This window comes from Ruegeria sp. BHSA163 (assembly GCF_059613365.1).
In genome coordinates this window covers 16,164-29,806 of the sequence record NZ_JBXWSJ010000039.1, presented here as the reverse complement: position 1 = coordinate 29,806, position 13,643 = coordinate 16,164, and the positions used below count along the sequence as shown (strand labels likewise).

9 protein-coding genes are annotated in these 13,643 nt (G+C 54.0%); 7 read left to right on the top strand and 2 right to left on the bottom strand.

Going from position 1 to position 13,643, the window contains the following annotated elements; genetic code table 11:
* Positions 1-11 precede the first annotated feature (11 nt).
* Together AC2FNV_RS16910 and dnaE are read right to left on the bottom strand one after the other, a co-directional pair.
* Positions 12-230, bottom strand: coding sequence for a YMGG-like glycine zipper-containing protein (locus AC2FNV_RS16910; RefSeq protein WP_170607328.1), 219 nt, complete (start codon positions 228-230; stop codon positions 12-14).
* A gap of 86 nt (positions 231-316) precedes the next feature.
* On the bottom strand, positions 317-3,817 hold the full coding sequence (dnaE, locus tag AC2FNV_RS16905) for a DNA polymerase III subunit alpha (protein WP_170607330.1): 3,501 nt from the start codon (positions 3,815-3,817) through the stop codon (positions 317-319).
* A gap of 341 nt (positions 3,818-4,158) precedes the next feature.
* Here dnaE and xdhA point away from each other — a divergent pair, with 341 nt between their 5' ends.
* The 7 genes from xdhA to AC2FNV_RS16870 all read left to right on the top strand — a co-directional run bounded on the left by xdhA (position 4,159) and on the right by AC2FNV_RS16870 (position 13,540).
* Positions 4,159-5,520 carry a xanthine dehydrogenase small subunit gene (gene xdhA, locus AC2FNV_RS16900; protein WP_170607358.1) on the top strand — a complete coding sequence of 454 codons (1,362 nt, stop codon included), beginning with the start codon at positions 4,159-4,161 and terminating at the stop codon, positions 5,518-5,520.
* Positions 5,517-7,925 (top strand): xanthine dehydrogenase molybdopterin binding subunit, encoded by a 2,409-nt coding sequence (xdhB, locus tag AC2FNV_RS16895; RefSeq protein ID WP_170607332.1) that lies wholly within the window; start codon positions 5,517-5,519, stop codon positions 7,923-7,925. Before xdhA ends, xdhB begins: the two co-directional genes overlap by 4 nt.
* Positions 7,915-8,850: a xanthine dehydrogenase accessory protein XdhC gene (xdhC, locus tag AC2FNV_RS16890; RefSeq protein WP_170607334.1), complete on the top strand. Its 936-nt coding sequence runs from the start codon at positions 7,915-7,917 to the stop codon at positions 8,848-8,850. Before xdhB ends, xdhC begins: the two co-directional genes overlap by 11 nt.
* A complete protein-coding gene (locus AC2FNV_RS16885; protein WP_170607336.1) occupies positions 8,847-10,364 on the top strand; it encodes an ABC transporter ATP-binding protein in 1,518 nt (505 codons plus the stop codon). The genes xdhC and AC2FNV_RS16885 overlap by 4 nt, the downstream gene beginning before the upstream one ends.
* Before the next feature lie 63 nt (positions 10,365-10,427).
* Entirely contained in the window at positions 10,428-11,510 is a 1,083-nt protein-coding gene (locus AC2FNV_RS16880) for an ABC transporter permease (protein ID WP_170478279.1), read from the top strand.
* A 3-nt stretch (positions 11,511-11,513) separates the two neighbouring features.
* A complete protein-coding gene (locus AC2FNV_RS16875) occupies positions 11,514-12,434 on the top strand; it encodes an ABC transporter permease (protein WP_170478277.1) in 921 nt (306 codons plus the stop codon).
* 32 nt (positions 12,435-12,466) lie between these two features.
* Positions 12,467-13,540, top strand: a complete 1,074-nt coding sequence (locus tag AC2FNV_RS16870; protein WP_170610839.1) for a BMP family ABC transporter substrate-binding protein — start codon at positions 12,467-12,469, stop codon at positions 13,538-13,540.
* Positions 13,541-13,643: the final 103 nt, after the last annotated feature.

Here is a 13,643-nt window from a genome sequence, read left to right as displayed (position 1 = left end):
TATTCCTCCGTCTACTTGGCATTGGCACCGATTAATGCGCCAACCACCGCACCCGCGGCGGCCCCCTTGCCATCGCCTACCAAAGCTCCGACCCCAGCACCGATCAACGCGCCTTTGACAGTGTTTTCTTTCTTTTTATCGTCCGCCAGTCCGGCCGTAGCCGTGGCCAAACCCAGCAACACAGTCGCAGCAAATGCAAACTTGCCGATTTTGAGAGCTGTAATCGTCATTTAAACGTCCTCCCGTGACATAACCCAAGAAATCTTGACGCTCCAAGCCTAGCGGGGCGGTAACCTTCTGGCAACAAAGCAAAGCCTCAGATCTCTTCAACGGTTATCACGCCATCAAGGGATTTGATCGCGCCCTTAATCTGCGGATTGATTGGGAAATCCTGCCCCAACTCCATTTCGACGTCCCCGGGCAGGCTTGGATCCATCAGGCACAATTGAATCGGCCCTTTGGACGCGCCTTTGGCGGCACTGGTGGCATCTTCGAGCACCCTTGCAACCGTTGATAAAACTTGCGCCTCGTCAACAAATATCCTCAACCCGGTCGATCCTGCATCTGCCACGACTGAGTCTGCTGGCCCAACGGAACGACCCAGAAGTTTCAGTTGGTCAGCTTCCATTGTTGCCTCGGCGGTCAGCACCACCTGAGCGCCCGTCTCCAAGAATTCGCGCGATTTCTCCAGCGTTTCCGAAAACAAGGTAACCTCGTAGGCTCCGGAAGGGTCAGAGAGTTGCGCAAAAGCAAACCTGTTGCCACGCGCGGATTTCCTTTCCTGCCGCCCAGCTACCACCCCTGCCATCTTGGCGATCAAGGGTCCAGACCGCGCCCTTTCGGTTACCTCATCCAGGGTCAGCACCTGCTTTCGCTTCAAAGCCGGCATATAGTCATCCAACGGATGACCAGAGAGGTAGAACCCGATGGCTTTAAATTCCTCACTCAGACGTTCACCCGGCAACCAGTCCGGACTGAGAGACAGACGCGGTTCAGGCAAATCATCTCCAGCTTCGCCAAACAACGAAACTTGGTTTGAGTGTTTCTGGTCATGTATCGCCGCAGAATATTGTGCCAGCTGATCAATGCTTTCGAACACCCGACGGCGGTTTTTGTCCAGCTCGTCAAATGCACCCGCTCGGGCCAGCATCTCCAGTGGGCGCTTGCCAACTTTCTTAAGGTCGACGCGTCGAGCGAAATCGAAAAGGTTTACAAATGGTTTATCTCCTCTTCCATCAGTGACTAGGTTCATCGCCTCTACACCCACGTTTTTGAGTGCGCCCAGCGCATAAACCAAGTGACCATTCGCGACGTCAAAAGTAGATTGCGAGCGGTTTACGCATGGAGGCACGTAAGGCAGGTCCAGCCCCTTGCGAACTTCTTCGAAATAAACCGCCAGTTTGTCCGTCAGGTGGATATCGCAGTTCATAACGCCCGCCATGAACTCGACTGGGTGGTTCGCCTTTAACCAGCCGGTTTGATAGCTGACCACAGCGTAGGCGGCAGCGTGGGATTTGTTGAAACCGTAGTTCGCGAATTTCTCGAGCAAATCGAAGACTTCGCTGGCCTTTTTGGCGTCCACGCCATTTTCGCCCGCGCCCTTTTCGAATTTCGGACGCTCGGCGTCCATCGCCTCTTTTATCTTCTTGCCCATTGCCCTTCGCAACAGGTCTGCCCCTCCTAACGAGTACCCGGCCATAACCTGCGCGATCTGCATCACCTGCTCCTGATAAACAATGATGCCTTGCGTTTCCTCGAGTATGTTATCGATCAAAGGATGCACGGATTCGATCGGACGGAGCCCGTTCTTAACCTCACAATAAGTCGGAATGTTCTCCATCGGGCCGGGTCGGTAGAGCGCCACAAGGGCAACAATATCCTCGATGCAAGTGGGTTTCATGCGCTTTAGCGCATCCATCATTCCGGTAGATTCCACCTGGAAAACCGCAACCGTCCTGGCCGCTGAGTACAGCTTGTAAGTGGCCTCGTCATCCAGTGGAATAGCGTTGATCTGGTTCTCTGCGCCTTCGGCTGGTTCATACAGTCGAGTACCGTCTGCAGCTATATGAAGGTCCCGCCCGGATTTGAATATCAGCTCCATCGCATTCTGGATCACTGTCAGGGTCTTCAGCCCGAGAAAGTCGAACTTTACCAGCCCGGCTTGTTCAACCCATTTCATGTTGAATTGAGTTGCTGGCATATCCGACCTTGGATCTTGATAAAGCGGGACCAGAGCGTCCAATGGACGGTCTCCGATCACAACACCTGCGGCGTGCGTCGAAGCATTCCGCAACAGCCCCTCGACCTGCTGGCCATAGTTGAGCAGTCGCTCTACGACCTCCTCACTTCGCGCCTCTTCGCGAAGGCGCGGCTCATCTTTCAATGCCTTTTCGATGGAAACTGGCTTAACGCCTTCAACCGGGATCATTTTTGATAATCGGTCCACCTGGCCATATGGCATCTGCAGGACTCGGCCGATGTCACGCACCGCGGCCTTGGATAGCAACGCACCAAATGTGATGATCTGTCCGACTTTGTCGCGTCCATATTTCTCTTGCACGTACCGGATCACCTCTTCGCGCCGGTCCATACAAAAATCGATATCGAAGTCGGGCATCGAAACCCGTTCAGGGTTCAGAAACCGTTCGAACAGCAGAGAATACCGTAGCGGATCCAAGTCCGTAATGGTCAGCGCATAAGCAACTAAAGAACCCGCGCCTGAGCCCCGTCCCGGCCCTACCGGAATGTCCTGATCCTTGGCCCATTGGATGAAGTCCGCAACAATCAGAAAATAACCCGGGAATCCCATGCCTTCGATGATGCCCAGTTCGAAATCCAGCCGCTCTTGGTATTCTTCGGGAGTCACGGCATGCGGAATCACGGCCAGCCGTTTTTGCAAGCCCTCATTGGCAATCCGGTGCAGCTCTGACACTTCGTCATCTGCGAATTTCGGCAGGATCGGGTCGCGGCGATATGCCATGAAAGCGCACCGTTTTGCAATCTCAACCGTGTTTTCAATGGCTTCTGGCAAATCTGCGAACAGAGTCACCATCTCTTGCTGGGACTTGAAATAATGTTGTGCAGTAAGGCGACGACGGCCATCCTGCTGATCGACATAAGCGCCTTCGGCGATGCAGATTAGCGCGTCATGCGCCTCGTACATATCCGAAGTCGGAAAATAAACGTCGTTAGTGGCGACAAGCGGCAGGTTTTTGGCATACGCCATCTCGACATGGCCGCGCTCGGTCAGGCGTTCTGCTTCGGGTTGTCCACCTTCTCCCGGATGGCGCTGAAGTTCGATATACAGACGGTCGGGAAACATTGTCGCCAGCCGGTCGATCAAAACCTCTGCTACAGCACGTTGACCTTGTTGCAACAGCTTCCCAACCGGGCCGTCGGGTCCACCTGACAAACAAATCAAACCTGCCGAATGCGCGGCAAGTTCATCTATGGTCACCTGCGGTAGTTGCCCGCCCTTGTCGACATAAAGACATGAGCTGAGCTTCATCAGGTTTTCATACCCGGCCTCTGATTGCGCCAACAAAATTAACGGCGCTGGTCCCTTTGGCTTTTCTCCCGGCTGAGCCTTAACGTATTCCAAGTCAACCTGGCATCCCATGATGGGCTGCACGCCTGCACCGCTGGCGGTGACCGAAAATTCCAGTGCTGAAAACATGCTGTTGGTGTCCGTCACTGCGACGGCTGGCATGTCCATCTGCTCGCAAAGGGCCGGCAGTTTTTTCAGGCGAACGGCACCTTCAAGCAGGGAATATTCGGTATGTACTCGAAGATGAATGAATCGGGGATTGCTGCTCATGACTGCCAAGCTATCGCAGCCGAGCCTTGGGCAAAAGCGAGAACAGAGGCATTTGAATGCCTAATAATGCGTCGACAATTCTTCGGCTTTTTCAGAAGGTGTTTCGATAATCAATCAGTGATCCTAGAAAAATTGTTTATTTTTAGACATTTAAATGAGTTTCGCTCGCCGATCAAATTTTTTGCTGCGCACAATGGTACACATATTAGGCAGTTTTTCTTGCAAGCTAATAGGTGCTGTTTCTAACATCTGACAGCATACTATACGCCCGCCGCTCTTTCTACGTCGCATCGAAGGAGGGCACCAATGGGCGCAACTGGGTAAGGCGACAGGTTTCACGTATGAATATCACGTTTCTTCTAAACGGGGAGACAGTGGCGTTGAAGGACGTTGATCCGACCGCGACCTTGTTGGACTGGCTGCGTGACGATTGCGGCCTTACCGGAACAAAAGAAGGCTGCAACGAAGGCGACTGCGGCGCATGTACCGTTATGGTTACTGACGAGGACGGCGCCAGGGCGTTGAATTCCTGTATCCTGTTCTTGCCGCAACTGCATGGCAAAGCGGTACGTACGGTCGAAGGCGCGACCGGACCAAATGGCGAGATGCATCCGGCACAGCAGGCGATGGTTGACTTTCACGGTTCGCAATGCGGTTTCTGTACGCCTGGCTTCGTGATGTCGATGGTGGCAAGCCATGCCAATGGCGCAACTGATCACGACACGCAGCTTGCCGGCAACTTATGCAGGTGTACCGGATACGCCCCTATCGTTCGTGCGGCAGAGTCCGTCGAAGATCAACCGGTTCCTGTCTGGGTAAGGGATGCACCGATTGCAACAGAGGCGGCGTCACCAAATTTACCTGAGTCATCGGATGAATTAGCCACAATTTACGAAAGGCACCCTGGTGCCACACTGATTGCAGGTGCAACAGACGTTGGTCTTTGGGTAACTAAACAGCTACGTGAATTGGACCCAGTGATATTTCTGAACCGTTGCGATGACCTGAAAGAGATTCTCGTCACAGATGATGAGGTACGCTTCGGCGCGATGGTCGACATGAACCGAATGGGCGAAGCGTTGGCCGAGCTCCACCCGTCCTATGCCGAGATGATCCGCCGCTACGCCAGCGTTCAGGTTCGACACGCAGCAACGATCGGCGGCAATATCGCCAACGGCTCACCCATCGGGGACAATCCGCCCGCACTAATTGCGCTTGGCGCAACACTACACTTGCGGAAAGGCAATACACGCCGCTCTGTTGTGCTGGAGGATTTCTTTATCGACTACGGCAAACAGGATCGCGCACTTGGTGAATTTGTTGAAGCTGTCAGCTTTCCACGTCAGGCGGACCGATTGAAATGCTACAAACTCAGCAAGCGGTTTGATCAGGATATTTCTGCTGTTTGCGGGTGTTTCAACGTCGTTGTTGAAAATGGAACGGTCACGCAAGCACGCATAGCATTCGGTGGTATGGCGGGCATTCCGAAACGAGCGGGAACGGTCGAAGCAGAATTGGTTGACCAACCATGGTCACAGAAAACGATCGAGAAAGCAAAGCTTGCTTTCGACAAAGATTTCACGCCAATGACCGACATGCGGGCCTCGGCGTCTTACCGACTGGGCTCGGCCAAAGCGATGCTGGAAAGGTATTTTCGAGAAGATCATGGCGAATTGACCAACGTGTTGGAGGTTTCAGCATGAGTGTCGCAAGCCCTATGCCTCATGACGCCGCACCTCTGCATGTTACTGGTACCGCCCGGTATGTGGACGATATTCCAACACCTAAGGGGACGTTGCATTTGGCCTTTGGTCTTAGCTCGATTCCAAAGGGCAGGATCACATCTATGGATCTAACTGACGTGAAGGCAGCCGATGGGGTGGTCATGGTGTTGGCTGCCGGCGACTTGCCATTTGCCAACGATGTCTCACCATCAATCCATGATGAGCCGCTGCTGTCGGACGGTGTGATCAACTACATCGGACAGCCGATTTTTCTTGTAATCGCATCTAGCCATCAAGCGGCGCGCAAGGCCGCGCGTTTGGGCAATGTTCACTACACTGAGGAAACGCCGATCCTTACTGTAGAAGAGGCCTTGGCGGCCGACAGCCGGTTTGAAGAAGGTCCGCGCATTTATGCTAAGGGTGATGCGGAAACAGCAATCGCAAATGCACACTGTTTGGTAGAAGACACTTTCGAAATTGGCGGTCAGGAGCATTTCTATCTGGAAGGTCAGGCCGCGTTGGCCTTACCCAACGAAGGCGACATGCTGGTGCATTCCTCAACCCAGCACCCCACAGAAATCCAGCATAAGGTCGCAGATGCTCTGGGCGTCCCGATGAATGCCGTCCGCGTAGAAACCCGCCGCATGGGCGGAGGGTTCGGAGGAAAGGAAAGTCAGGGAAACGCCTTGGCCGTAGCATGCGCCGTGGCGGCCAAGGCGACCGGCAAGGCCTGCAAGATGCGATATGACCGCGATGATGACATGATCATCACCGGCAAACGCCACGCTTTTCGCATTTCTTATCGTGCTGGATTTGATAAGGATGGACACATTCTGGGCGTCTTATTCCTGCATTACGCGATGTGCGGTTGGGCACAAGATCTGTCCCTGCCTGTCGCGGACCGTGCAATGCTTCATTCAGACAATGCTTATCTGTTGCCCCACGCACGGATCGAAAGCCATCGGTTGAAAACCAACACACAGTCCGCGACTGCCTTTCGCGGGTTCGGTGGTCCGCAAGGTATGGTTGGGATTGAAAGAGTAATGGACCATGCCGCACATGAGTTAGGGATCGACCCGGTGGAACTGCGCCGTCGGAACTACTACGAGCCTTCGCACAGGACCGAAGATCGCGAACCTGACGAAGAACCTCTGAACCATCCGGACCCGCACGAGGATCTTACGAGTCGAGGTGCAGTTGAAACCGGTGCAAACCCTACGAGACCTTTACCCTCGGGCGGGAACACCACGCCTTATGGCATGGAAGTCAGTGACTTTGTTTTGCACGAGATGACTGATGCTCTGTTGAAGTCCAGCGGCTATTTCGCCCGCAAAGCCGCCATAGCGAAATGGAATGCCGAAAACAACATGATCAAAAAGGGTATCGCCTTTTCACCAGTCAAATTTGGGATTTCTTTTACGCTGACTCACCTTAACCAGGCGGGTGCGCTGGTACATGTATATCAGGACGGCTCGGTTCACCTGAACCACGGCGGTACCGAAATGGGTCAGGGCTTGTTTCAAAAAGTGGCGCAGGTTGCGGCCTCACGCTTTGGAATCCCACTGGAAATGGTGAAGATTACGGCTACCGACACGGCGAAAGTGCCGAACACATCGGCGACCGCTGCATCCTCGGGCAGCGACCTGAATGGAATGGCGGTGAAGGCGGCGTGCGATACAATCCGCGATCGTATGGCGATTTATTTAGCCGAGCGCCATCAGGCCGATCCGACAAGTGTCATATTTGCAGATGGTCACGTAGAGATTGGTAAGAACCGTTACAGTTTCGCCGAAGCTGCGGCGATGGTTTATCAGGGGCGCGTTAGTCTTTCGGCAACGGGGTACTATAAAACGCCCAAGATTGAATGGGATCGGATCAAGGGCCAGGGCCGACCGTTTTACTACTTTGCTTACGGAGCAGCCGTCACCGAAGTGGCAATTGACACATTGACCGGAGAAAACCGCATATTGCGCACCGACATCTTGCATGATGCTGGCGCATCGCTGAACCCGGCGATTGATATCGGGCAAGTTGAAGGCGGTTATGTTCAGGGCGCAGGGTGGTTGACGACCGAGGAACTGGTCTGGGATGACAGGGGCAACTTGCGCACTCACGCACCGTCAACGTATAAGATCCCCGCCTGTTCTGATCGGCCTGACATATTCAATGTGGCCCTTTGGAACAGCAAAAACCGCGAGGAAACGATTTATCGCTCAAAAGCAGTAGGCGAACCACCCTTTATGTTGGGAATATCCGCGTGGCTTGCGCTGTCGAATGCAGTTGGAGCCTGTGGGGATAAATATCCTGCATTAAATGCCCCTGCTACGGCCGAAGAAATCTGGCGCGGCATCAAATGTACAAGGGGCAACCCAGATGGGATTTGATCTGCAAGCTCTTGAACAGGCAGTACAAGCACACGGAAAAGTGGTCCGTGTTGTTATCGCTGCAATCAAAGGATCCTCGCCACGTGACGTCGGCACAGCGATGCTCGTATGGGACGACGGACAATCCGGCACAATCGGAGGCGGAACACTGGAGTTTCAGGCGGCGCAGTCGGCCAGATTGCAAACCGTTCCTTCCCGCCTAACGCAACACGCGCTCGGACCTGATCTTGGCCAATGCTGCGGTGGCGCTGTGACGCTACTTAGCGAAGTATACGACTTAGCCACGCTTCGGACACTTGAAGACAATATTATCGCCCGGTCCACCAAGAGCGATGGAATGCCTATGTCTGTGAAGCGGTTAATGGCCACGGCACGAGGTCAAGGCGTAACGCCAGAACCGCAACTCGTCGATGGCTGGATGATCGAACCGGTGCACAATCCCACCCGCAATATCTGGATTTGGGGCGCAGGGCATGTGGGGCGTGCTCTTGTTGATGTCTTGTCGCCCATTCCCGAAATCGCAATTACCTGGGTAGACACAAACGTGGAGCGCTTTCCCGAAAATGTGCCCGAGAAAGTCACAGCCGTGACCGCATCGAAACCAGTGAATTTGGTGCGTCACGCTCCGCGCGATGCCGAGCATTTGGTGCTGACATATTCACATAACTTGGATTTCGAGTTGTGCAATCAGCTGTTACTCAGTGGTTTTTGCTTTGCTGGCCTGATCGGCTCAGCTACGAAATGGGCGCGATTCCGTTCGCGGTTGGCGGCGCTGGGACACCCTCCTGAGCGGATCAGCCGGATCACCTGCCCAATTGGTGATCCGTCATTGGGTAAGCACCCTCAGATGATCGCCATTGGTGTAGCAGCCGATCTGCTGCGTCCGGCTCGGCAAAGCGCATTGAAAGAGGACCTGAGAGCATGACCATGCCATTACTTAGCCTGCAGGATTTGACCAAAGCCTATCCTGGAGTCGTGGCCAATGATCATGTGACATTTAATATCGATGAGGGCGAGGTTCATGCCCTTCTGGGTGAAAATGGTGCCGGCAAATCAACTTTGGTTAAGATGATCTATGGGTTGGTTAAGCCGGACTCCGGCAAAATGATGCTGCGCGGACAACCCTTTATGCCACAAGAACCTCGTGCTGCGCGCGCTGACGGCATTGCGATGGTGTTCCAGCATTTCTCGTTGTTTGACGCGCTGAACGTGGCAGAAAATATTGCGTTGGGCATGGAAAACCCTCCGGCAATGAGTGATCTGGCATCACGTATTCGGGGCGTGTCCGAGACCTATGGCTTGCCGTTGGATCCTTACAGAACGGTTGGCGACCTTTCAGCAGGTGAACGGCAAAGGGTCGAGATCATCCGCTGCCTACTGCAGGATCCCAAGTTGCTGATAATGGATGAACCGACCTCGGTTTTGACGCCACAAGAGGTCGAAATCTTGTTCGAAACGCTGAAGAAACTTCGATCGGAAGGCACCTCGATCCTGTACATCTCGCACAAACTCGAGGAAATTCGCGCGCTTTGTGACAATGCCACGATCCTTCGTCTGGGCAAAAATGTCGGTGAATGTGTGCCTGCTGAAACTTCTGCCAGGGAAATGGCCGAAATGATGGTTGGCGCGACGTTGCAAACGCCCCAACGAGCAGGGCGTGATTTCGGTGAGGTCGCACTGGATGTAAGCGGACTATCGGTTCCTTCGCCTTCAGATTTCGGAACGGCGCTACAAAACGTCCATATGACGGTTCGCAAGGGCGAGATTTTGGGGATCGGCGGTGTTGCCGGCAATGGTCAGGACGAGTTGCTGGGCGTTTTGTCCGGCGAAATCCTGACAACCTCTGACGCGATCAAATTTAACGGACAGGCGATTGGCAAACTGGGGCCAACAGCGCGGCGCAAACTTGGGGTTTTGACTGCACCCGAGGAAAGATTGGGCCACGCGGCCGCGCCAGATATGAGCCTGATCGAAAACGCACTATTGACCGGATCCGTGCGCGAGAAGCTAGAAAACAATGGGTTTCTGAAGTGGACTGAGACCAAGGGCTTTGCCGAGAAAATAATCCAAGCCTTTGACGTTCGTACTCCCGGACCTGAGAACGCCGCCCGGTCGCTTTCTGGCGGGAACCTGCAGAAATTCGTTATAGGCCGCGAGGTCCTGCAGGATCCTGACGTACTGGTCGTGAACCAGCCGACCTGGGGAGTGGACGCGGCGGCTGCCGCAGCCATCAGACAGGCAATTCTTGATCTGGCCGCCAAAGGCACCGCAGTGATTTGCATAAGCCAGGATTTGGACGAGTTGATGGAAATCGCCGACAGCTTTGCTGCACTAAACGAAGGACGGCTTAGCGCCCCGCGCCCCACTACAGGTCTGACAGTGGACGAGATTGGATTGATGATGGGTGGTGCTCATGGAATGGAGGTGGCCCATGTATGAAGTATCGGTCCGCCTGCGGATGGGACATTTGCAAAATAAGAAGGACTATTGGGGGGTATATCTTTGATTGTTTTGGAGAAACGGCCACAGCCATCCAGGGCGTGGTCTTTTGCTACCCCCCTGGTCGCAGTTCTGGCTACGATGGTGTTTGGCGGTGTTCTGTTCGCGGTTCTGGGCAAGAATCCCGTTGAGGCTATCGGAACCATTTTTTGGGAACCTCTTTTCGGCGAGTTTGCGTTTTATTACCGCCCGCAACTTTTGGTAAAGGGCGCACCACTGGTCCTGATTGCCATTGGTTTGTCGCTGGGCTTTCGTGCTGGTATCTGGAACATCGGCGCCGAAGGCCAATACATCATGGGCGCAATCTTTGGCGCAGCCGCAGGATTGGCGTTTTACCCACTGGAAGCGTGGTACATCTTTCCGGTTATGGTCTTTGCAGGGGCCTTGGGCGGTTGGGTTTGGGCAATGATCCCAGCCATTTTGAAAGTGCGTTTTGGAACCAACGAAATTCTGGTCTCACTTATGCTAGTCTATGTTGCAGAACAAATTCTGGCATCTGTATCTCTGGGCCTGTTGAAGAACCCTGAGGGGTTCGGTTTTCCCGGTTCCCGCAACCTTCAATCCTATCCCAGCGCCTACAACTCGGAATTGATCACAGGTTCAGGTATGCACTGGGGTGTAGTAGCCGCCTTTGTCGCCGTGATATTCGCTTATGTTTTGCTTAACAGGCATCTACTTGGCTTTCATATCCGACTGACCGGAGAAGCCCCCCGCGCGGCCCGTTTTGCGGGTGTGAACCCCGCCCGTCTGATCCTTTTCTGCCTGGGAACTTCAGGAGTTCTTGCCGGGCTTGCGGGGATGTTCGAAGTTTCCGGCCCATCAGGCGTGGTCAGTATAGACTTTAACGTCGGATATGGCTTTACCGCGATCATCGTCGCCTTTTTGGGCCGCCTGCATCCACTGGGGATAATGCTGGCCGGGTTCTTGATGGCATTAACCTATATTGGTGGTGAAATCGCCCAGTCTCAACTCGGCCTCCCCGCCGCAGCAATTCAAGTATTTCAGGGGATGCTGCTTTTCTTCTTGTTGGCCTTCGATCTTTTGACCAACTACCGCATCCGTGCGGCCCGCAGCGAGGTGGCGTAAACCATGGACCTTGGAGAAATAAATCCCGTTCTTCTGGTTGCCTCGCTGATGGTCGCGGCGACCCCATTGCTGCTTGCCGCGATAGGAGAGCTTGTCGTTGAAAAGGCTGGCGTGTTGAACCTGGGCGTGGAGGGCATGATGATCGTTGGCGCGATCAGTGGTTTTGCTATCTCGGTCGAATCCGGTTCGCCATGGCTGGGTTTCATTGCGGCAGCTATCGGTGGTGCACTGCTTTCACTCTTGTTTGTTCTTCTGACGCAGATTGCATTGGCTAACCAGGTTGCAAGCGGTCTGGCGTTAACCCTTTTCGGGCTGGGCTTCAGCGCGCTTATGGGGCAGAGTTATGTTGGTGTTAAGCCGCCCGACATGAGCGAAATCCACATTCCAGTTATTAGCGATATTCCTGTAATCGGTCCGATATTGTTCCAGCATGATCCCATCCTGTATGTCGGCATAGCCTTAACAGCCGCAGTGTGGGCTACGCTGAAATACACTCGCGTCGGACTGGTCTTGCGTGCTGTTGGTGAAAACCATGATGCGGCGCATGCACTGGGCTATAAAGTTATCAAGATCCGCATTTTGGCTATAATGTTCGGCGGTGCTTGCGCAGGTTTGGGTGGCGCTTACATCAGTCTGATCCGGGTTCCGCAATGGACCGAAGGAATGACTGCGGGTGTCGGATGGATTGCGCTAGCCCTCGTAGTATTCGCCAGCTGGAAACCGTGGCGCGCGTTGCTGGGTGCCTATTTGTTCGGCGGTATCACCGTATTGCAGCTAAATTTGCAGGCAGCGGGCGTTGCCATACCTGTCGAGTATCTGGCAATGTCGCCCTATATCATCACAATCCTTGTGCTTGTAATCCTTTCGGCCGACAAGAGCAGCGCACCAGCTTCACTGGGCCGAACCTTCCATGCCTCACACTAGGGGCCAACTGAATCAACTTGGGGAGTAACCATATGAAATTCACTTCACTTTTGGCGAGCGCAGCCATTGCGCTGGGTCTTGCGACCAGCGCCTTTGCACAAGACAAAACCAAGGTTGGTTTTGTCTATGTCGGACCTGTCGGAGACGGCGGTTGGACATATGAACATGATAAGGGCCGCCAAGCGGTCGAACAGCACTTTGGCGACAAAGTCGAAACTGTTTTCGTTGAGTCCGTTCCGGAAGGGCCGGATGCCGAGCGCGTAATGACGCAGATGGCACTGGAAGGCGCGGATTTGATATTTACGACCTCGTTTGGCTACATGGACCCGACCATTAACGTGGCCAAGAAATTCCCGGACGTGAAATTCGAACACGCAACTGGATACAAAACTGCAGACAACGTATCAGTCTATTCAGCCCGGTTCTATGAGGGTCGCGCAGTACAGGGTCACATCGCCGGAAAGATGACCGAGTCGAACATCATTGGTTACATCGGCTCGTACCCGATCCCCGAAGTGATCCGCGGCATCAACTCTGCCTATATTCACGCCAAGAAAGTTAATCCGGACGTCGAATTCAAAATCGTTTGGGCTTACACTTGGTTCGACCCGGCGAAAGAGGCGGATGCTGCCACTGTTCTTATTGAACAAGGCGCGGACGTGATCCTGCAACATACTGACTCGACCGCGCCGCAGGCAGCAGCGCAAGAGGCGGGCAACGTAATCACGTTTGGACAGGCTTCGGATATGAGTGAATACGCGCCTATGCCGCGCGTTTCCTCGATCATCGACAACTGGGCGCCATATTATATCGCGCGCACTCAGGCTGTAATGGATGGGTCCTGGTCCACTACGAACACCTGGGACGGTATCGGACCAGGCATGGTCGAGATCGGCGAGATTTCTGACGCTGTTCCGGCCGACGTAAAGGAAGAAGCCCTTGCGATGAAGGACGCGATTGCAGATGGCAGCTATCACCCATTCACTGGCCCGCTGAAAAAGCAGGACGGGAGCGATTGGCTGGCTGACGGCGAAACAGCTGATGATGGCACTCTTGCCGGGATGAACTTCTACGTCGAAGGCCTCGAAGGTGAAATCCCTCAATAAACCCGGTACGTTAACCTAAAGAAAAAGCCCGCATTTTCTATGCGGGCTTTTTTGCGGCCATCGCAATCTCCGCTTGGATACGACAAATGCAGACAGAAGCTCC

What these genes read in the sequence shown, in the direction of transcription:
- AC2FNV_RS16910 (WP_170607328.1), bottom strand. Translation starts at nt 230, where the DNA reads ATGACGATTACAGCTCTCAAAATCGGCAAGTTTGCATTTGCTGCGACT.
- dnaE (WP_170607330.1), bottom strand. Translation starts at nt 3,817, where the DNA reads ATGAGCAGCAATCCCCGATTCATTCATCTTCGAGTACATACCGAATAT.
- xdhA (WP_170607358.1), top strand. Translation starts at nt 4,159, where the DNA reads ATGAATATCACGTTTCTTCTAAACGGGGAGACAGTGGCGTTGAAGGAC.
- xdhB (WP_170607332.1), top strand. Translation starts at nt 5,517, where the DNA reads ATGAGTGTCGCAAGCCCTATGCCTCATGACGCCGCACCTCTGCATGTT.
- xdhC (WP_170607334.1), top strand. Translation starts at nt 7,915, where the DNA reads ATGGGATTTGATCTGCAAGCTCTTGAACAGGCAGTACAAGCACACGGA.
- AC2FNV_RS16885 (WP_170607336.1), top strand. Translation starts at nt 8,847, where the DNA reads ATGACCATGCCATTACTTAGCCTGCAGGATTTGACCAAAGCCTATCCT.
- AC2FNV_RS16875 (WP_170478277.1), top strand. Translation starts at nt 11,514, where the DNA reads ATGGACCTTGGAGAAATAAATCCCGTTCTTCTGGTTGCCTCGCTGATG.
- AC2FNV_RS16870 (WP_170610839.1), top strand. Translation starts at nt 12,467, where the DNA reads ATGAAATTCACTTCACTTTTGGCGAGCGCAGCCATTGCGCTGGGTCTT.